This is a genomic window from Microbacterium bovistercoris, assembly GCF_003387575.1.
In the GTDB taxonomy this organism is placed as follows: Bacteria; Actinomycetota; Actinomycetes; order Actinomycetales; family Microbacteriaceae; genus Microbacterium; species Microbacterium bovistercoris.
The window spans coordinates 1-18,916 of the sequence record NZ_QUAB01000031.1 but is presented as its reverse complement, the minus strand read 5'-3'; the positions used below and the strand labels follow the sequence as shown (position 1 = coordinate 18,916).

General features: G+C 70.3%; 16 protein-coding genes. 12 read left to right on the top strand and 4 right to left on the bottom strand.

The features are described 5' to 3' along the window. Nucleotides 1–407 (top strand): substrate-binding domain-containing protein (locus DY023_RS05100; RefSeq protein ID WP_147303267.1); only part of this gene is annotated, 407 nt, incomplete at its 5' end. Nucleotides 408–418: 11 nt separating this feature from the next. Here DY023_RS05100 and DY023_RS05095 read toward each other — a convergent pair. Then, nucleotides 419–1,441 (bottom strand): zinc-dependent alcohol dehydrogenase family protein, encoded by a 1,023-nt coding sequence (locus DY023_RS05095; protein ID WP_116241262.1) that lies wholly within the window; start codon nt 1,439–1,441, stop codon nt 419–421. A gap of 165 nt (nt 1,442–1,606) precedes the next feature. On the opposite strand from DY023_RS05095, the gene DY023_RS05090 reads away from it, so the two are divergent. The 5 genes from DY023_RS05090 to DY023_RS05070 all read left to right on the top strand — a co-directional run bounded on the left by DY023_RS05090 (nt 1,607) and on the right by DY023_RS05070 (nt 7,499). Further along, nucleotides 1,607–3,544: a DUF2264 domain-containing protein gene (locus DY023_RS05090; protein ID WP_245958602.1), complete on the top strand. Its 1,938-nt coding sequence runs from the start codon at nt 1,607–1,609 to the stop codon at nt 3,542–3,544. 78 nt (nt 3,545–3,622) lie between these two features. After that, nucleotides 3,623–4,897, top strand: a complete 1,275-nt coding sequence (locus DY023_RS05085; RefSeq protein WP_116241261.1) for an ABC transporter substrate-binding protein — start codon at nt 3,623–3,625, stop codon at nt 4,895–4,897. 73 nt (nt 4,898–4,970) lie between these two features. Beyond that, a complete protein-coding gene (locus DY023_RS05080) occupies nt 4,971–5,897 on the top strand; it encodes a carbohydrate ABC transporter permease (protein ID WP_116241260.1) in 927 nt (308 codons plus the stop codon). After that, the gene (locus DY023_RS05075) at nt 5,897–6,817 is read left to right on the top strand and encodes a carbohydrate ABC transporter permease (RefSeq protein WP_245958601.1); all 921 of its coding nucleotides are present in this window, start codon (nt 5,897–5,899) and stop codon (nt 6,815–6,817) included. The genes DY023_RS05080 and DY023_RS05075 overlap by 1 nt, the downstream gene beginning before the upstream one ends. A 4-nt stretch (nt 6,818–6,821) precedes the next feature. After that, nucleotides 6,822–7,499 (top strand): DUF624 domain-containing protein, encoded by a 678-nt coding sequence (locus DY023_RS05070; protein ID WP_116241259.1) that lies wholly within the window; start codon nt 6,822–6,824, stop codon nt 7,497–7,499. 124 nt (nt 7,500–7,623) lie between these two features. On the opposite strand, the gene DY023_RS05065 is transcribed toward DY023_RS05070, so the two are convergent. Beyond that, entirely contained in the window at nt 7,624–8,607 is a 984-nt protein-coding gene (locus DY023_RS05065; RefSeq protein WP_245958600.1) for a hydroxyacid dehydrogenase, read from the bottom strand. A gap of 171 nt (nt 8,608–8,778) precedes the next feature. Between DY023_RS05065 and DY023_RS05060 the strand changes: the two genes are divergently transcribed. The 5 genes from DY023_RS05060 (at nt 8,779) to DY023_RS05040 (ending at nt 14,650) form a co-directional block, all read left to right on the top strand. After that, nucleotides 8,779–10,704, top strand: a complete 1,926-nt coding sequence (locus DY023_RS05060) for a heparinase II/III family protein (protein WP_116241257.1) — start codon at nt 8,779–8,781, stop codon at nt 10,702–10,704. Continuing rightward, nucleotides 10,701–11,810: a substrate-binding domain-containing protein gene (locus DY023_RS05055; RefSeq protein ID WP_116241256.1), complete on the top strand. Its 1,110-nt coding sequence runs from the start codon at nt 10,701–10,703 to the stop codon at nt 11,808–11,810. The genes DY023_RS05060 and DY023_RS05055 overlap by 4 nt, the downstream gene beginning before the upstream one ends. Nucleotides 11,811–11,897: 87 nt before the next feature. Beyond that, on the top strand, nt 11,898–13,613 hold the full coding sequence (locus DY023_RS05050; RefSeq protein ID WP_245958599.1) for an MDR family MFS transporter: 1,716 nt from the start codon (nt 11,898–11,900) through the stop codon (nt 13,611–13,613). A gap of 1 nt (nt 13,614) precedes the next feature. Further along, entirely contained in the window at nt 13,615–14,067 is a 453-nt protein-coding gene (locus DY023_RS05045; protein WP_116241255.1) for a MarR family winged helix-turn-helix transcriptional regulator, read from the top strand. A gap of 124 nt (nt 14,068–14,191) precedes the next feature. Then, nucleotides 14,192–14,650 (top strand): MarR family winged helix-turn-helix transcriptional regulator, encoded by a 459-nt coding sequence (locus DY023_RS05040; protein WP_116241254.1) that lies wholly within the window; start codon nt 14,192–14,194, stop codon nt 14,648–14,650. Nucleotides 14,651–14,653: 3 nt separating this feature from the next. Here DY023_RS05040 and DY023_RS05035 read toward each other — a convergent pair whose 3' ends face one another. Then, nucleotides 14,654–15,451: a helix-turn-helix transcriptional regulator gene (locus DY023_RS05035; protein ID WP_116241253.1), complete on the bottom strand. Its 798-nt coding sequence runs from the start codon at nt 15,449–15,451 to the stop codon at nt 14,654–14,656. Nucleotides 15,452–15,531: 80 nt separating this feature from the next. On the opposite strand from DY023_RS05035, the gene ilvD reads away from it, so the two are divergent. Further along, a complete protein-coding gene (gene ilvD, locus DY023_RS05030) occupies nt 15,532–17,442 on the top strand; it encodes a dihydroxy-acid dehydratase (protein ID WP_116241252.1) in 1,911 nt (636 codons plus the stop codon). Nucleotides 17,443–17,635: 193 nt separating this feature from the next. Here the strand turns inward: ilvD and DY023_RS05025 are convergent, their stop codons facing one another. Further along, nucleotides 17,636–18,706 (bottom strand): LacI family DNA-binding transcriptional regulator, encoded by a 1,071-nt coding sequence (locus DY023_RS05025; protein WP_116241251.1) that lies wholly within the window; start codon nt 18,704–18,706, stop codon nt 17,636–17,638. Nucleotides 18,707–18,916: the final 210 nt, after the last annotated feature.

The following is an 18,916-nucleotide window of genomic DNA, read 5'->3' as shown; positions in this document are numbered from 1 at the left end:
CGTACGCGGCAGCCGAGCGCGAGCGCGGCTGGCGCGACGCGCTCGCCGCCGCCGGCGTCGAGGCGCCCGCGGTCGCGCGCGGCGACTGGTCGGCGGCATCCGGCCACGCGCAGGCTGCGCAGCTGGCCGGAGCCACGGCCATCTTCGCCGCGAACGATCAGATGGCGCTGGGTCTGCTGCGCGCGCTCCGCGAGGCGGGCCGCCGCGTTCCCGAGGATGTCGCGGTGATCGGCTTCGACGACGTCGCGGATGCCGCGGACTACAGCCCTCCGCTCACCACGGTCCGCCAGGACTTCGACGCCCTCGGCGAGCAGGCGGTGCGGGCGCTCGTCGCCGGCATCGAGGGCGACGACGCGTCGGAACCTCGTCTCGCGACACCGGAGCTCGTCCTGCGCGCGAGCGCCTGACCGGCTTCCGCTCAGAACTCGAGCAGCACCTTCGTCGCGCGGCGCTCGTCCATCGCCCGGTAGCCCTCTGCCGCCTCGTCGAACGGGAGGGTCAGGTCGAAGACCGTGCCGGGGTCGATCCGATCGGTCATGATCAGATCGATCAGGTCGGGCAGGAAGCGGCGCACCGGCGCAGGCCCGCCGTGCAGGTGCACACCGGAGTAGAACAGTTCGCTGCCGTCGATGGTCACGCCGTGCGAGACACCCACGAATCCGACGTGACCGCCGGCGCGCGTCGCCCGCATCGCCTGTTCCATGGACTCCTGTGTGCCGACCGCCTCGATGGTCGAGTGCGCGCCGTACCCGCCGGTCAGCTCCTTGATGCGCGCGACACCGGCGTCTCCGCGCTCCTCGACGATGTCGGTGGCGCCGAAGCTGCGGGCCAGTGCCTGCCGGTCGGCGTGCCGCGACATCGCGATGATCCGCTCGGCGCCCAGCTCGCGCGCGGCGAGGATGCCGAGCAGCCCGACCGCGCCGTCGCCGACGACGGCGACGGTCTTCCCCGGCCCCGCCTCGGCGGCGACCGCTGCGAACCACCCGGTTCCCAGCACGTCGGATGCCGCGAGCAGGCTGCGCGTCTGCGCATCCGACGGGGCCCCGTCCACGCGCACGAGCGTGCCGTCGGCCCAGGGGATGCGGGCGTACTCGGCCTGCGTGCCGATCGAGCCCATGCCGACCACGTGGATGCACCGCGACTGGTATCCGGCCCGGCAGATCTCGCAGACACCGTCGGAGGCCATGAACGAGCCGACCACGAAGTCGCCGACCTCGATGTCGCGGACATCGGCGCCGACCTGCTCGACGACGCCGATGTACTCGTGGCCCATGCGGGTCGGCCGCTTCTGCTTCTCGATCCCGCGGTACGGCCACAGGTCCGATCCGCAGATGCAGGCCGCGGTGACGCGGATGATCGCATCGGTGGGCAGGATGATCTCCGGAACCGGGACATCCTCGATCCGGACGTCGCCGGGGCCGTGCATGATGACTGCGCGCATGCTCCTACTCCACCACTTCTCGGGCTCCTCGGGCGGGGAAATCCAAAACGAACATGATCGATCACGTTAGAACGCAAATCGCCTTGAACTGAACAATTCCCGTTGCTAATCTCCTGATCTAGACGCCCGTTCGCCCGGGCCGGTACGACGTTCGAAGGAGATCCCGTGACCAGTTCCGCATCACCCTCGCTCAGCGCTCTGCGCAGCGGGTCCCGTGATGAGCTGATCGCCTTCGCCGACCGGCTGCTCCGCGGCGCCGCCGTCTGGGCCTCGCCGAACTTCGCGCGCATCACCCCGCCCGGAGACGCGGGCGGCTACGGCACCGCCGTCGACGGACTCGAGGGTTTCGCACGCACCTTCCTGCTCGCCGGATTCCGGATCGCCGGCGCCCGCGGCGAGGGGGTCGACGAGCTCATCCGCGACTACTCGCGCGGCATCGTCGCCGGGGTCGACCCCGAGGCGGAAGACCGCTGGGTGCGCCTCGACGAGCACCCCCAGGCCAAGGTCGAGGCGGCATCCCTCGCCGTCATCCTCGACATGACCCGCCCCTGGATCTGGGACCGACTGGACGCCACGACGCAGCAGCGCGTGATCGACTACCTCGCGCCGGCGGTCGGCGACGACACCTACCCGCGCAACAACTGGCTCTGGTTCCGCATCACCGTCCAGACCTTCCTGCGCTCGGTCGGCGGACCCTGGAGCGCCGACGACATCGCCGCCGACCTCGCTCTGCACGAGTCGTTCGTGCGCTCGGGCGGCTGGCTGTCCGACGGCGACGACCGCGGCTACGACCACTACGTCGGGTGGGCGCTGCACCTGTATCCCGTGCTCTGGTCGCGGATGCAGGGGGCCGGCGAGCTCGGCGCGGCCGAGCGCATCGCCGGCGATGTCGCCGCCCTCGACCGCTACCTGCAGGACGCCGTGCACCTCGTCGGCGGCGACGGCGCACCGCAGTTCGAAGGCCGCAGCCTCATCTACCGCTTCGCGGCGGCCGCTCCGTTCTGGGCGGGGGTGCTGGCAGGCGTGCCGTCGACTCCGGCCGGAACGCTGCGCGACACCGCGATGGGCATCGCCGCGCACTTCGAGGAGCACGGCAGCCCCGACGCCGACGACCTGCTGACGATGGGCTGGTTCGGCCCGTGGCGTCGTCTGGCGCAGAACTACTCCGGACCGTCGTCGCCGTACTGGGCCTCGAAAGGCCTGCTCGGCGTGGCGCTGCCCGCCGATCACCCGGTGTGGTCCGAGCCCGCCGGTCCGCTGCCGTCAGCGGTCGCCGACGACCTGCGGGTGGTCGAGGCCGCGGGCTGGATCGTCGCCGGCACCGCCTCGGACGGGATCGTGCGCGTGATCAACCACGGCGCAGACCACGCCTCGCCGGACGCCGAGGTGGGCGACTCGCCGATCTACGCGCGGCTCGGTTACTCCACCGTCACCGCTCCGCTGCACGACGGGCGCGCCTGGGCCGAGCCCCTCGAGCAGTCGGTCGCACTGATCGATGCCGCCGGCCGCGGCACGCACCGCGCCGGCATGACGCTTCTCGCCGTGCACACCGACGGCGAGACCGCGATCGCCGGCTCCCGCGCACACGCGCACTGGATCGCCCCCGACACCGTCCAGGTGCGGCACGGCTCGGGCATCACGGGCGACGTGACCTTCGCCGGGCACCTCACCACCTGGTCGATCGTCCGCGGCGCCTGGGAGATCAGGATCGCCACCGTGCAGGACCTCGAGCCCGGCGCCGAGCCGAACGAGCTGCGCGTCGGCGGATGGCCCGTGGCGGCCGCCGTCGTCGAGGGGTCCACCACGGATGCTGCCGCCGCAGCATCCGCCGGGGGAGTGGCGAGCACTCTCGTCGCACTGTCCGCGGACGGCGTTCCCGACCTGGTGCGGCGCGACGGCGCGAGCCCCCTCGGGGCACAGGCGCTGGTCCCTGTACTGCGCTTCCCCGTCCGCGTCGGCGAGCCCGTCGTGACCGCCGTCCACCTCGGAGCGGCGGCCCCGGCATCCGCTCCGCAGGTCGCGGTCGACGGTGAGCACGCGACCGTCACCTGGCCCGACGGCGCGCGCAGCGCGCACGCACTCGTCCCCGCATCCGACTCCTGAGTCGCCGCGGCGACAAGAACCCCGACCCGAACACCGAACCCTCGCGGAACATCCGCCATCGCAAAGGAGCACCACAGCATGAACCGCAAGATCCTCGCCGCGGGCAGCATCGCCGCTGTCGCGGCACTCGCCCTCACCGGCTGCAGCGGCTCCTCGGACACGCCGTCCGAGCCGTCCGGACCGGTCACCCTCAGCCTGTCGGCGTGGAGCGTCGACACGACGCCCGAGTTCCAGGCGCTCGCCGACGCGTTCCACGAGGAGAACCCCGACATCACCATCAAGCTCAAGGAGTACGACGCGGCCGAGTACAACACGCTGATCACGGCCGATCTCGCCGCCGGCTCCGGGCCCGACATCATCACGCAGAAGGAGGTCAAGGCACTGACCACCTTCCAGGAGGGCGGTCAGCTGCTCGACGTCTCGGATGTGAAGCTGCCGGACGGCATCGGTGGCGCCGACTCGTACAAGGTCGACGGCAAGGCGTACGCGGTGCCCTACCGCCAGGACTCCTGGGTGCTCTACTACAACAAGACCCTGTTCGACGCCGCCGGCGTCGCGCAGCCCGACGGCAGCTGGACCTGGGACGACTACGCCGACGCCGCGGCGAAGCTGACCAAGGGTGACGCCAAGGGCGCCTACCTGCACCGCTGGCAGTCCACCGTGCAGGGCTTCGCCAACGCGCAGGACGACGTCAGCCCGCTGGACGGCGAGTACGAGCACATGAAGCCGTACTACGAGCGGGCTCTGAAGATGCAGGAGGAGGGCTCGCAGGTCGACTTCAACACCTCGAGCGCCAACCAGCTGACCTACCAGGGCGAGTTCGGCAAGCAGAAGGCCGCCATGATGCTGATGGGCACCTGGTACACCGGCACGCTGATCGCGCAGCAGGCATCCGGCGAGGCCGACACCTTCGAGTGGGGCATCGCGCCGGCACCGCAGAAGGATGAGTCGACCACGGGCACCGACAACACCCCGGTGACCTTCGGCGACCCGACCGGCTTCGGCGTGAACGCCGCGCTCGAGGGCGACAAGGCCGCGGCCGCGAAGAAGTTCCTCGGCTTCGCCGCCAGCGCGGATGCCGCGAAGGTGCTGGCCGGGATCGGCATCACCCCCGCCCTGATCGACGACTCGATCGTCGACACCTACTTCGGTGTCGAAGGCGCCCCGACCGACGATCTGTCGAAGTTCGCCTGGTCGACGCACAAGGTCCTGGCCGAGAACCCGACCTCGTCCACGACGGCGACCGTCCAGGGCATCCTGGGCGACATGCACACGGCGATCATGTCCGGCTCCACTGACGTGGACAAGGCCCTCACGGAGGCGCAGGACCGCGTCGCCAACGAGGTCGGCTGACCGCAGCATCCGACTCGGGGCCGGCCCGGCACAGGGCCGGCCCCGCACCACGGCACTACCCGAAAGAGTCTTCATGACCGCCACCGTCACGCCGGAGTCCGGCCGGGCCGCACGGCCGAAACGCCGGTCGGCGCTTCGCCGCCGGAACACACTGATCGGCTGGAGCTTCATCCTGCCGAACTTCGCCGGGTTCGCCGCGTTCACCCTGATCCCGGTGATCGTGCTGTTCTACATGGCGTTCACGAACTGGAACATCTTCGGCAAGGCCGACTGGGTGGGCTTCGCGAACTTCCAGCGGCTGTTCGGCGACGGCAGCTTCCGGATCGCGTTCTGGAACACCATCTACTACTCGGTGCTGCACATCCCGCTCACGATCATCGTGTCGCTGGGACTCGCACTGCTGCTGAACAATAAGCTCCGCGGCGTCGCATTCTTCCGCACCGCCGCCTTCTTCCCCTACATCACCTCGATCGTGGCGATCGCGGTGGTGTGGAACCTGCTCTTCAGCCCCGACTACGGCCCGATCAACGCGATGCTGCGCGCGATCGGCATCGACGATCCGCCCGGCTGGCTCACCTCGAAGGAATGGGCGATGCCCGCCGTCGTGATCGTCAGCACCTGGCGCGACATGGGCTACTACATGATCCTCTTCCTGGCGGGCCTGCAGACGGTGCCGCGCGAGCTGCACGAGGCCGCACGCATGGACGGCGCTAATACCTGGCAGCGCTTCACCAACGTGACGCTGCCGTGCCTGCGCCCCACGATGTTCTTCGTCACGGTCATGCTGACCATCAACTCGCTGAAGATCTTCGACCTGATCCTGGTGATGACCGACGGCGGGCCCGGCCAGGCCACGCTGGTCCTCTCCCAGTTCATCTACCGCAAGGGATTCGAGGAGAACCAGTTCGGCTACGCCTCCGCGGCGGCGGTGGCCCTGTTCTTCATCTGCATCCTGGTGACCGTCGCGCAGTTCCTCTGGAACAAGCGGAGGAACTCCTGATGACCGAGACCCAGCTCATGGTGACCGGGCAGCGCAAGCTGCGCCGGCTGTCAGATCCGGCTCCCGCCCCCTCGCGGCGCGCCGGCGAGCCGACCGCCGGCCGCCGCATCGGCCGATTCTTCGGATACGTCGCGCTGATCGTGTTCGCGATCGGCCTGCTCATGCCGTTCGCCTGGATGGTGCTGAGCTCGCTGAAGAACGCCAACGAGGTGTTCTCGGTGCCGGTGGTGTGGTGGCCCGAGACCTTCGTCTGGCAGAACTACATCGACATCTGGTCGAAGTCCGACATGCTCACCTGGATCCGCAACACGCTGTTGCTGTCGGTCGTGGTGACCTGTCTGCAGGTGCTGACCGGATCGTTCGCCGCGTACGGATTCGCCCGGATGCGGTTCCGCGGGCGCGACATCCTGTTCCTCGCCTACATCGGGACCATCGCCGTGCCGTGGCAGTCGTACATGATCCCGCAGTTCATCCTGCTGTCCGACCTGAAGGTTTCGAACACCCTGTGGGCGATCATCCTGATCCAGGCGTTCAGCGCGTTCGGCGTGTTCCTGATGAAGCAGTACTACGAGACCATCCCCGAGGAGCTCAGCGAGGCCGCTCGACTGGACGGACTCAGTGAGTACGGCATCTGGCGACGCATCATGGTGCCGCTGTCGGTGCCCGCGATCGCGAGCCTGGCGCTGCTGACCTTCGTGAACACCTGGAACGACTACCTCGGGCCGCTGATCTACCTGCGCGACCCGAACCTGTGGACGATCCAGCTCGGCCTGAAGAGCTTCGTGTCGAACCTGTTCGACACGAACTACGCCCTGCTCTTCGCGGGCCTCACGATCTCTGTCATCCCGATCGCGATCATCTTCCTGCTGGGTCAGAAGTACTTCGTCGAGGGCATCGCGACCAGCGGCATGAAGGGATGACCGCATGAAGAGGGTCGTGCACGACACCTGGGCGTCCATCCTCGGGGTGCTCTACCTCGGGCTGATGGTCAACCTGCTGGTGCTCGTCGCGGCCGCTCCGCTCGTGGTGCTGCTGATGACCACGGATCCGGTGCGCTCGTGGCCGCTGCTGGCCGTCGCCGCCCCGCTGGCGGCGCCGGCGCTGACCGCCGCGTTCGGCACGTTCCGTGCGCATGACGAGGGCGAGACCCAGGTCGTCCGTGCGTACTGGCGCGCGTGGCGCGCCACGGCGCGGAAGGCGCTGCTGATCGGCGCCATCGTCGTCGCGCTGGCCGTCGTGCTGCTGGTCGACGTGCGGATGCTGGCGCAGGCGGATGCCGCCGTGCTGGTCGTTCCCGTGCTGCTGCTGCTCACGATGCTGGCGGCGGTGACCGGGCTGCTCGGCCTCGCGGCGATCGCGGAGGTGCCGGATGCCCGGCTGCGCGACGTGCTGCGCGCATCGGCCGTGCTCGGTGTGCGGCGCTGGTACTTCCAGCTGCTGTCGTTCGCGGTGCTGGGCGTGCAGTTCGGCGTGTTCACGACGATGCCCGCGATCGCGATGGGGATCACCGCCGCGCCGGCGCTGTACGTCGTGTGGGCGAACAGCAGGCACTGCCTGCGGCCGGTGCTCGACCTCGACGAGGAACCTGTCGCGGCCGTCTGACCCGTCCTGGTTGTTGAGCGAGCGTCCTTCGTCTCGTCGCTGGCGCTCCTCGCTCAGGGACCGGGCGAAGGGCGTCCTTCGTCTCGTCGCCGGCGCTCCTCGCTCAGGAACCGGGCGAACGGCGTCAGGCGCTGCGTGCCAGATCCGCCGCGCGCACCGGGTCGTGCGGTGCCGCGCCGGAGATGTAGGCCTGCAGCTCGTCGAGCGCCGCGTCGGTGAGACGACGGGTCTCGGTGCCGAGCGACCCCGCCAGGTGGGGTGTGATGGCCACGTTGGGCAGATCACGCAGCCCGGAGTCCGCGGGCAGCGGCTCGGGGTCGGTCACGTCGAGGATGGCATCCAGGCGCCCGGTGCGGCACTCGGCAAGCAGCGCGTCGTGGTCGAGGATGCTGCCACGGGCGGTGTTGATGACGGTGGCTCCGTCCGGCAGCAGCGCGAGCTGCTCGGCGGCGATCATGTGGAACGTGGAGGGCAGCGACGGGGCGTGCAGCGAGAGCACGTCGGCCTGCGGCAGAAGTTCGTCCAGCGGCACGAGGGTCGCGCCCGCGGCCGCGACGGCCTCGGCGTCGGCGTACGGGTCGGCGACGAGCACGCGGATGCCGGAGAGCGAGCGGAGCAGATCGACCACGCGGCGGCCGATGCGGGAGTAGCCCACGACGCCGACGGTGCGGCCGAGGTTGCCGATGGACCGCCGGCGCAGCTGGTCGCCCCAGACCGCGTCACCGGCATCGGGGGTGCGCAGCCCGGGCAGCACGCGCTTGCCGGCGAAGACGACGGCGGCGAGGGTGAACTCCGCGACGGGCACGGCATTGGCCTCGGCGGCGGTGGTGATGAGGATGCCGCGCTCCCAGAACTCCTCCGAGATGTGGTGGCGCACGCTGCCTGCGGCGTGGAACACCGCGCGGAGGCGGGGCAGACGGCGGAGCATGTCGGCGTCGAAGCGCGGAGCGCCCCACGAGGTGATGAGCACCTCGACCTCGGCGAGCTCGGCGCTCAGCGTCGGGTCGGAGAGGTCGGCGATGTGCATCGGCGACGGGACATCGGCCAGGGCCGCGAAGCGCTCGCGCCGGCTGTCGTCGAACAGCAGCTCGAAGGCCTCAGTGCTCATGACCGCGTGGGCCCGGGGCCGGGAAGTGGCCATGTGTGTCTCTCCATCGAGGGCGTGAGGAAGCCGCTTGCGTTGTGCGGTGTTCTCAGTGAAGACTGATTCTCGAACATTTGCAACCTGTTCGAACGTGATAGTTCTCAATCGAACATTCCTGATCATTCCGGGAGATGCATGCTGATCCGACGCGGTGCTCTGCACGACGTGTGGCGCCGGCACGGACGCGCCCACGGCGCACTGCGCGTGGCCGCTGCATCCGATCGCGCGTTCTGGGACGGAGCGGATGCCGGCATCCGTGCCGTGATCCTGGACGAGTCGGATCGTCTGCGGCACGAGGCCTGGCCGCAGCCGCTGCTGTCGCAGTGGGCCGCCTATGCCCGCACCGGCGACCGGTCGGTCTACGAGGCGGCGAACTTCACCCGCAACCGTCGCGTGCGGCTGGCCGTGCTCGCCGCCGCGCTCGATCCCACCGAGGAACGACTCGCTGAAGCGGCTGACGGGCTGTGGCTGAAGGCCGAGCAGAGCACGTGGTGCTGGCCCGCACACGATGACGCGTTCGCGCGCGGACGCATGGTGCCCGACGCCACGCACCCCTACGTCGACCTCGGCGCGGGGGAGGACGTCGCGCTCGTCGCCTGGGCCGTGCTGGTGCTGGGGGAGCGGCTCGACGAGTTCTCGCCGGGACTGCGGGATCGGCTCGCCGCCGAGGCCCGTGCGCGCGTGCTGGAGCCGTTCGTCCTCCGTCGCGACTGGCCGTGGGAGGGCACCGAGGACCACGTCCACAACTGGGCGCCGTGGATCCACAGCAACCTGCTGCCCGCCGCGATCGCCTTCGCAGACGACGAGCTCCGCGAGCAGGTCTTCGTGCTGTGCGTGGACGGCCTCGACCGGTACCTCGCGCAGCTGCCTGCGGACGGGGCCATCGACGAGGGCTTCGCCTACTGGTGGCAGGGTGCTGCGCGCGCCTTCGATGCCCTGGCGGTTCTCGACGACCTCACCGGCGGCGCGGTGCGCCGTGCACTGCCGGCCGAGCTGAGCGGGCTCGCCGAGCTGACCCGGTTCCCGGAGCGGATGCGGCTCGGCCCCGGCTGGTTCGTGAGCTTCTCGGATGCCGAGGCGCGGGCCGACCCGGGGGTCGCGTGGCATGCGCTCTTCCGCGCCGCGCGCCTGTGCGGGCTCGACGACGTCGCGGCGTTCGCCGCCGCGGAGAGCACGGCGCCGCTGTGCGGTCTCGATCACGGCGTGCACGCCGGACTCGGGCGGATGCTGGCCGAGCTGGCGGATCAGGACTGGGCCGCGGCGACCGCCAGCAAAGTCGCTCAGCCCGTCCCCTGGATCGCTGAGCCCGCCACGGAGGTTGCTCAGCCCGCCGCGTGGGTCGCTGAGCCCGTCGAAGCACCGGCCTTCGTCGACAGGGGCAGCAGCCCGAACGCGCGAGAGCCCGTGCTGCTGGGATCGATCGGGCTCGGCATCCGCGAGTCCCGTGGCCTGACCGTCATCGCCAAGGGCGGCCACAACGGCGAGAACCACAACCACAACGACCTCGGTTCGATCTCCGTCGCCGTCGGCGGCATCCCGCTGCTTCCCGACCTGGGCCGCGCGACGTACACCGCGCAGACGTTCTCGGAGCGCCGTTGGGAGCTCTGGAACGTGCGCAGCGACTGGCACTCCGCGCCGATGCCGTGCGGGGCCGTGCAGCTGCCCGGCGCGGAGTGGAGAGCGCCGCTGACCTGTGTCGAGGACGGCTGGGCGATCGACCTCGTGGACGCCTACCCGGATGCCGGGCCGTGGCTGCGCACGGTGACACTGGCCGACGGCGTGCTGCGGGTGACCGACGAGGGCGAGGCCGTCGCCGACCCCGCCACGCGCATCGTCGTCGTCTGCACCGGTGTGCCCGTGCAGACGGCGGAAGGGCTGCTGGTGCCGGGGCGGGAGGGATCGCCCGACCTGCTGCTGGCGCACGACGCCGCGGGCGTCGAGATCGAGACCGTCGAGGTCGCCGATCCGCACCTGCTCGCATCCTGGGGCGACACGGTGTCGCGCATGATCTTCGCTCCCGCATCCGGGAGCCGGTGGCAGATGAGAGGGGAGATCCGATGACCGACGACGCATCGAAGCCCGTGTTCGGCATCGCGCGGCGCGAACGGATCATGGACGAGCTGCGGGTGTCCGGAGCGGTGCGGGTGACCGACCTGGCCCGCGAGTTCGACGTGTCCGAACTGACCATCAGGCGCGACATCGGCGAGCTCGCCGACCGCGGGCTGGTGACACGCGTGCACGGCGGTGCGACGCTGCGCAGCCGGCTCGACACCACCGTCACGCCGCGCGCCACCATCGAGGCGCCCCGATACCGGGTCGGCATGGTGGTGCCGTCGCTGAGCTACTACTGGCCGCAGGTGGTGATCGGCGCGCGCGCCGCCGCGACCGAGCTCGGTGTGCAGCTGGTGCTGCGCGGGGCCAGCTATGAAGCCGCCGATCAGCGTCGCCAGATCGCGTCGCTGATCGATTCCGGCGGGTTCCACGGCCTCATCGTCGCGCCCGAGAACCAGGGGCCGGACGGGTACGCCCTGCTGAACTGGCTGGAGAGCCTGCCGATCCCGGTCGTGCTCGCCGAGCGCCGTGCCCCGACCTCACTGGCGCTGACCAGCCTGGAATGGGTCACCACGGATCACGTCTTCGGCGGCGCGCTCGCCGCCTCGCATCTGGCAACCCTCGGGCATCGGAGAGTCGGCATCCTGACGTCGCGCCAGTCGCCCACGTCGTGGCAGCTGCGCCGGGGCTGGGCGCGGGCCGTCGAGGAACTCGGCCTCGAGTCGGTGATCGACCTGGACGCCTCGCTCGACTACATGGAGGGTCCCGAGCGCACCGGCTTCGCCGACGACCTCCTCGAGCGGGTGCGCAGCGGCGGCGTCACCGGCATGCTGATCCATTCCGATCCTCAGGCGCTGCTGGTGGAGCAGCACGTGATCGACCAGGGGCTGTCCGTGCCGGGGGACCTGTCGATCATCGCCTACGACGACGAGGTGGCCGAGAATGCGTCCCCGCCCATCACGGCGCTGGCGCCGCCGAAGCCGCACGTCGGGCGGCGTGCTGTCGAGGTGATGCTCGCCCGTCTCTCCGAGGGACCGGAGCGGCCTGTCGAGCGCGTGCAGGTGGTGCCGGTGCTGCATCAGAGGGAGTCGACGGCGCCCGTCCCGACGCCCTGAGATCGTTGACCTGTGGCAATAGTTGAGAAAGCGCAACTATTGATGTATCGTTGATGAAGATCAACTTTCTACGCAGGAGAAGCACCCTTGAACTCCCAGACACATCACGCGGTCGAGCCGGAGAAGCGCTCGGCCCGCGAGATCTTCACCGCGATCTCCGGCCTCATCGTCGGAATGTTCGTCGCCGTGCTCTCGGGCACGGTCGTGTCGACCTCGCTCCCCGTCATCGTCGCCGACCTCGGCGGCACTCAGGCCCAGTACACCTGGGTCATCACCGCGAGCCTGCTGGCCACCGCGGTCTCCACCCCGATCTGGGGCAAGCTGTCCGACCTGCTCGACCGCAAGGTGCTCGTGCAGCTCTCGCTCATCCTCTTCACGGTCGGCACCGTGATCGCGGGATTCTCGCAGGACATCGACATGCTCATCGCCATGCGCGTCGTGCAGGGTCTCGGCGTCGGCGGTCTGATGTCGCTGGTGATGGTCGCGGTCGCGCTGATCATCTCGCCCCGTGAGCGCGGCAAGTACATGGGCGTCGTCGGAGGCATCATGGCCTTCGCCACGATCGGCGGCCCGCTGCTCGGCGGCTTCCTCACCGACGTGTGGGGCTGGCGCTCCAACTTCTGGATCGGCGTGCCGTTCGCGATCGTCGCGCTCATCCTGCTCCAGCTCACGCTGCACCTGCCCAAGCCCGAGGCCAAGAAGGTCTCGATCGACTACCTCGGCGTCGTGCTGCTCGCCGTCGGCGTCTCGGCTCTGCTGATCTGGGTCTCCATGGGTGGCCAGCAGTTCGAGTGGGACTCGATGACCAGCTGGGTGCTGGGCGTCGGCGCGGGTGTGGTGCTCGTCGCGTTCGTGCTCGTCGAGATGTTCGTCAAGGAGCCGATCGTCCCGATGTCGCTGTTCCGCAACCGCACCTTCACACTGTCGGTCATCGCGTCGATCGCCATCGGCGTCTCGATGTTCGCCACCTCCGTGTTCCTCGCGCAGTACTTCCAGCTGGCACGCGGTGCCACACCGACCGAGTCAGGTCTGATGACGATCCCGATGATCGTCGGTCAGATGAGCGCGTCGATCATCATCGGCCAGCTGGTCAGCCGGTTCGGCAAGTGGAAGGGCTGGATGCTGCTGGGCTCCGTGCTCGCGCTCGTGGGCGTGTCGCTGATGGCGACGCTCGAGTACGACACCCCGTTCCCGCTGGTCGCCGTGTACATGTTCGTGCTGGGCGCGGGGCTGGGCATGGTCATGCAGAACCTGACGCTGATCGTGCAGAACGACACCCCGCCGCAGCAGCTGGGTGCAGCCTCGTCGGGTGTGAACTTCTTCCGCACGATCGCCGGCACCATCGGCGTGACCATCATGGGTTCGGTCCTGGCGACCAACGTCACCGAGTACCTCAAGGACGGCTTCGCCGGCTTCAAGCCCACCTCGCCTGAGGAGCTCGAGGCGCTGAAGATGCTCGGCTCGGGCGACGTGCCGAAGATGGCCGACCTGCCCGAGTCGATCCGTCAGATCGTGGAGTCCGCGTACGGCAGCGGCATCGCCGACGCGTTCTTCCTGGCCATCCCGCTGGCGGTGCTCGGCATCATCGCGATCGCGTTCATCAAGAACAAGCCGCTGTCGACGAAGAACGCCGCCGAGGAGCTGCGCGAGCGGGCCGAGGAGTCGGCGATCGAGGTCGCCGAGGCCGAGGTCGGGTCGTACACCCCGACCGGCGGCATCCGCACGGTCTCCGCAGAAGACGCGTCCGCCGCCCAGGGTTCCGTCGCCGTCCTCGAGCGCGAGGACGAGGAGCGGGGCCGCTGACATGTCCTCCGGCACCGCGGCTGCGGCCGACGTCGACGAGGCGCTCGCGGAGTTCCAGAGCCAGCTGAACCTGATGTTCGCGAAGGCTCGCACGCTGTGGAAGGAGTCTGCAGCTCGGGTGCACCCCGAGCTGCAGCCCTCCGGCTACAAGCTGCTCACATTCGTCGCGCGCTCCGGCGGCACGAACGCGCACCAGCTGGCCGACTGCTTCGAGATGGACAAGTCGGTCGTCAGTCGTCAGGTGCGGATGCTGGAGGACCTCGGCCTTCTGGAATCGCGCCCCGACGAGCACGACGGGCGCCTGCGGGTGCTGACCGCGACTCCCGCGGCGCGCGAGGCGCTCGCCGCGGTGCGCGCCGATCACGCCGACCGGATGCGGGCCGCGATGATCGAGCTGACACCGGACGAGGTGGCCGTCGCGTCGAAGGTGTTCCGCATCCTCGCGGAGGCCTGAGATCCCGGCGAGATCCGGCCGAGTTCTTCACGAGACCCCGAGTTCGACGAGAGACCCCGGTGCAGTGCCGGGGTCTCGCGCGGAACTCGGGGTCTCGCACACCCGGCGCAATAAACTGGGCGGCATGAGTGCCCCGTCCGACGAGCCCGCCGAGCGGTCCGAGGTCGACCTCGCCGTCGCGCGGGTCGAGCAGGAGCTCGGGCGCCTCTTCGCCCGCATCCGGATCGGCTGGCGCGAGGCCGCCGCGAGTGTGCATCCCGACCTGCAGCCCCTCGGCTATCAGGTGCTCGCCTCGATCGCGAGCGGGAAGGCGAACTCGGCGGGCGCGATCATCGAGCGCCTGCAGACCGACAAGTCCGCCGTGAGCCGTCAGGTGCGCCAGCTCGAGGAGCTCGGGCTCGTCGAGAGCGTGCGAGACCCGGAGGACGGTCGTGCGCGCCTGCTCGTGGCGACCCCTCTCGCGCAGGAGCGCGTGGGCGCGGCGCGCGCGGCCTATGAGCGACGGCTGGGAGACCGCCTGCGCACCTGGTCGGCCGAGGACGTCGACCGCGTCATCGAACTGCTCGACGCGCTCGGGCGCTGAGGATCAGGACGCGGGCTCGGCCGGCACGTACAGGATCAACTCCAGATCGGGGAACTCGCTCGGCACGACTCCGTGCTGCTCATAGACGGTGTTCCCCCGCACCGGATGCCGGAAGGTGCGCTCGCGCGACACGAAACCGGCCACGTCGCGCTCCTGCCAGATGCGGGCGAAGTCGGCGGATGCCGCGCTGACCCGCGTCACGATGCCGTCCTCGCGGGAGGCGGCCAGCCAGCGGCGCGCCTCCGCGCGGAACTCGCCGACGAACCGGCGGCTCTGCTCTGCCCAGTCCGGCAGCATCCGTCGCAGCGACTCGTCTGTGAAGAGCAGCCAGAGCAGGTTGCGATCATCGGCATCCAGCGTCTCGATGCGCGGATACAGCTGCGCGTACGCCGGGTTCCAGCCGATGATCGACCAGTCCTCGGCCAGCAGGAACGCGGGGAACGGGAAGGACTCCAGCAGGCGGCGCAGCCGCGCCGGTGCCCGCTCGGTCGACTCCGCCGCCGGAGTCAGCTCGCCGTGCCCGCCGAGCGTGCGCAGATAGGTCAGCTCCACCGGCCGCAGCCCGAAGAGGCGGCCGAGGGCGTCGAGCACCTGCCGCGACGGGTTGATGTCGCGGGCCTGCTCCAGCCAGGTGTACCAGGTGACGCTCACGCCGGCGAGAGTCGCGACCTCTTCGCGGCGCAGGCCGGGGACGCGTCCCCGCGCGGCGGCGGGCAGGCCGAGCGCCGCGCGGTCCACGCGGGCGCGCCGATCGCGCAGGAAGGCCGCGAGCTCCTCGCGGCGCCGCTGGTCGGCATCCATCATCCGCTCCTGACTGGTGGTAGCAGTACTAGTATCGCTGCCGTCTGGCTCCGGCGGCATCCGTATGGCGCAATGGTGAGATGCCCGCTCTTCGCTCCCGCACTGTCACCCACGGCCGCAACATGGCCGGCGCCCGCGCTCTGCTGCGCGCCGCCGGCGTTAACGGCTTGGACTTCGGCAAGCCGATCATCGCCGTCGCCAACAGCTTCACCGAGTTCGTCCCCGGCCACACGCACCTGCAGCCCGTCGGCCGCATCGTGTCCGAGGCCATCTCCGCGGCCGGCGGCATCCCGCGCGAGTTCAACACGATCGCCGTCGACGACGGCATCGCCATGGGGCACGGCGGGATGCTGTACTCGCTGCCGTCTCGCGACCTCATCGCCGATTCGGTGGAGTACATGGTGCAGGCGCACTGCGCCGACGCCCTGGTGTGCATCTCGAACTGCGACAAGATCACCCCCGGCATGCTGATGGCCGCCCTGCGGCTGAACATCCCGACCGTGTTCGTCTCGGGCGGGCCGATGGAGTCCGGCCGCGCCACCCTGGTCGACGGCACGATCCGCACGCTCGACCTGGTCGACGCGATCTCCGAGGCCGTGAACGAGAACATCTCGGATGCCGACATCCAGCGCATCGAGGAGGCGGCCTGCCCGACGTGCGGCTCGTGCTCGGGCATGTTCACGGCGAACTCGATGAACTGCCTCACCGAGGCGATCGGCCTGTCGCTGCCCGGCAACGGCTCAGTGCTGGCCACCCACACCGCCCGCAAGGCGCTGTACGAGGATGCCGGCCGCCTGGTCGTCGACATCGCGCACCGCTACTACGACCAGGACGACGAGTCGGTGCTGCCGCGCTCGATCGCCACGCCCGCGGCCTTCGGCAACGCGATGGCGCTGGACATCGCGATGGGCGGGTCGACGAACACGATCCTGCACCTGCTCGCCGCCGCGCACGAGGCGGGCGTGGACTTCGGTCTGGACGAGATCGACGCGGTCTCGCGCCGGGTGCCGTGCCTGGCCAAGGTGGCCCCGAACGCCGCGGGAGCCGGGAAGATCTACTACATGGAGGACGTGCACCGCGCAGGCGGCATCCCCGCGATCCTCGGCGAGCTGCGCCGCGGCGGGCTGCTCGACGAGCAGGTGCACACCGTGCATGCGGCGACCATGGGCGAGTGGCTCGATGCGTGGGACATCCGCGGCGGATCGGCGTCGGAGCAGGCTCGTGAGCTGTGGCATGCCGCACCGGCAGGAGTGCGGTCGTCGAAGGCGTTCTCGCAGTCCGCGCGCTGGGAGACCCTCGACGAGGATGCCTCGGAGGGCTGCATCCGCGATGTCGCGCACGCGTACTCGGCCGACGGCGGCCTGGCGGTGCTGCGCGGCAACATCGCACTGGACGGCGCTGTGGTGAAGACCGCGGGCGTCGACCCGTCGATCTGGACCTTCTCCGGACCGGCCGTGGTGTGCGAGTCGCAGGACGAGGCCGTGGCGAAGATCCTGAACAAGCAGGTCGGCGCCGGCGACGTGGTCGTCATCCGGTACGAAGGCCCCAAGGGCGGGCCGGGGATGCAGGAGATGCTGTACCCGACGTCGTTCCTGAAGGGACGGGGACTCGGCAAGAGCTGCGCGCTGATCACCGACGGGCGCTTCTCGGGCGGCACCTCGGGCCTGTCGATCGGCCACGTCTCACCGGAGGCGGCGTCGGGCGGCACGATCGCGCTGGTCGAGGACGGCGACATCATCACGATCGACATCCCGACCCGGGCGATCTCGCTCGAGGTATCGGAGGACGAGCTCGCGCGGCGCCGGGAGCGGCTGGTCGAGGCGGGTGGCTTCCGTCCCCGCGACCGCGAGCGCGTGGTGTCGCCGGCGCTGCGGGCGTACGCCGCGATGGCGCTGTCGGCCGACAAGGGCGCGGTGCGCGACGTCGACCGCGTCGAGCGTGCGGTTCAGGAGTACGACGCCCGCCGGCAGGACACCCTGCTCGGCGTCTGACGCCTCACATCTGACGCCCGTATCCCGGTTCCGGTCTCACTCGTTGCGGGTTGTCGGGGCGGGTCGCCCTTGCAGGTGGCGGACGGAACTGCAGATGGCGGCCCCGACCGCGGCGAGTCGTCCGCCAGGTGCAAATCGGTCCGCCGCGTGCGGGAGGAGCCCGATGATCGGGGACGGGCGGTCAGCACGCCGGTCAGGACGATTCGCGCACGTTGATCGTCGGCGTGAGCTGGATGCGCTGGGCAGGTGCGTCCTCGCGCTGCTCCAGACGCAGCAGGCAGGTCTCCAGGGCCCGGCGGCCGACGGCGCGCTTCGGCGGCGCGATGGCCGTGAGCGGGACTCCGGCGAACGAGGCGATCTCGTCGTCGTAGGCCACGATCGCGAAGTCCTCCGGCACCCGCAGGCCGCGATCCTCGACGACGCCCAGCAGCGCGACGGCGAGATCGTCCGGCAGCACGATCGCCGAGCGGATGTCGTGCGCCAGACAGTCCTCGAGGAACGTGCGCAGCACCTCGGGCGTCGATCCGTCGCCCCACCGCGGAGACGGCGCCGTGGCGACGGGGGCCGTCCTCATACCGTGCCGGCGCGTCGCGCGGGCATGCCCGAGAGCGACCCACGGTGCGGTCGCCGTCTCACGCAGCAGGAGTCCGACGCCGTCGTGGCCGCGTTCAGCGAGATGATCGACGGCCAGCTCGGCGCCGAAGCTGTGGTCGGAGCGCACGGAGTCGATCCGCAGCGCGGTCGGCGCGCCGTCGGCGGAACGCTCGACGAGGACGACGGGTGTGCCGATGCCGGAGATCGCATCCCACGTCATGCTATCGTCCACGCCGGGGCGGGCCGTGATCAGCATGATCGCGTCGACGTCACCAGCCGCCAGCCGGGTGAGCTGGTGGACCTCTTCGCGAGGGTCGTAGTTGGTCGTGCCCAGCACGATGCGGATGCCGGCGGCATGCGCCGCCTCGCCGGCGCCGCGGATCATCGGCGGGAAGTAGTAGCCGGCGTCCGGAACGATCAGCCCGACGGTGGCGACCGGCCGCGAGGGGCGGCCGATCCCACGTGACCCGACGGCGGGAGCCTCGGCGGTCTCCGGCAGGACCGCACCGCCGTGCACGCGGCGGATCAGGCCGCGGTCGGCGAGCACGGTGAGGTCACGACGGATCGTCATGCCGCTCAGGCCGGTGCGCTGCGCGAAGTCCGCGACCTCCAGGCGGCCGCGGAGCACGATCTCCCGCAGGATCCGCTCTCTGCGTTCCTCGGCGATCATCGGCTCACCTTAGCGCCTTTCATCCATCCCTCCGCTCTGCCCGCCCTTGCCAGCCGCAGCCCGCCCTCGCCAGCCGCAGCCCGCCCTTGCCGGCCGCAGCCCGGACGCGCGAGCGGGGGCGGCCCGCACGCGGGCCGCCCCCGTCCTTCCGCGTCAGCGGCAGCCGATGCCCGAGTAGGGGACCGCCGTCGTCGTGCGCGCCCCCGAGGT

What these genes read in the sequence shown, in the direction of transcription:
- ilvD (WP_116241252.1), top strand. Translation starts at nt 15,532, where the DNA reads ATGCCCGCTCTTCGCTCCCGCACTGTCACCCACGGCCGCAACATGGCC.
- DY023_RS05035 (WP_116241253.1), bottom strand. Translation starts at nt 15,451, where the DNA reads ATGGATGCCGACCAGCGGCGCCGCGAGGAGCTCGCGGCCTTCCTGCGC.
- DY023_RS05045 (WP_116241255.1), top strand. Translation starts at nt 13,615, where the DNA reads ATGTCCTCCGGCACCGCGGCTGCGGCCGACGTCGACGAGGCGCTCGCG.
- DY023_RS05080 (WP_116241260.1), top strand. Translation starts at nt 4,971, where the DNA reads ATGACCGCCACCGTCACGCCGGAGTCCGGCCGGGCCGCACGGCCGAAA.
- DY023_RS05055 (WP_116241256.1), top strand. Translation starts at nt 10,701, where the DNA reads ATGACCGACGACGCATCGAAGCCCGTGTTCGGCATCGCGCGGCGCGAA.
- DY023_RS05060 (WP_116241257.1), top strand. Translation starts at nt 8,779, where the DNA reads ATGCTGATCCGACGCGGTGCTCTGCACGACGTGTGGCGCCGGCACGGA.
- DY023_RS05070 (WP_116241259.1), top strand. Translation starts at nt 6,822, where the DNA reads ATGAAGAGGGTCGTGCACGACACCTGGGCGTCCATCCTCGGGGTGCTC.
- DY023_RS05095 (WP_116241262.1), bottom strand. Translation starts at nt 1,441, where the DNA reads ATGCGCGCAGTCATCATGCACGGCCCCGGCGACGTCCGGATCGAGGAT.
- DY023_RS05025 (WP_116241251.1), bottom strand. Translation starts at nt 18,706, where the DNA reads ATGATCGCCGAGGAACGCAGAGAGCGGATCCTGCGGGAGATCGTGCTC.
- DY023_RS05040 (WP_116241254.1), top strand. Translation starts at nt 14,192, where the DNA reads ATGAGTGCCCCGTCCGACGAGCCCGCCGAGCGGTCCGAGGTCGACCTC.
- DY023_RS05075 (WP_245958601.1), top strand. Translation starts at nt 5,897, where the DNA reads ATGACCGAGACCCAGCTCATGGTGACCGGGCAGCGCAAGCTGCGCCGG.
- DY023_RS05065 (WP_245958600.1), bottom strand. Translation starts at nt 8,607, where the DNA reads ATGAGCACTGAGGCCTTCGAGCTGCTGTTCGACGACAGCCGGCGCGAG.
- DY023_RS05085 (WP_116241261.1), top strand. Translation starts at nt 3,623, where the DNA reads ATGAACCGCAAGATCCTCGCCGCGGGCAGCATCGCCGCTGTCGCGGCA.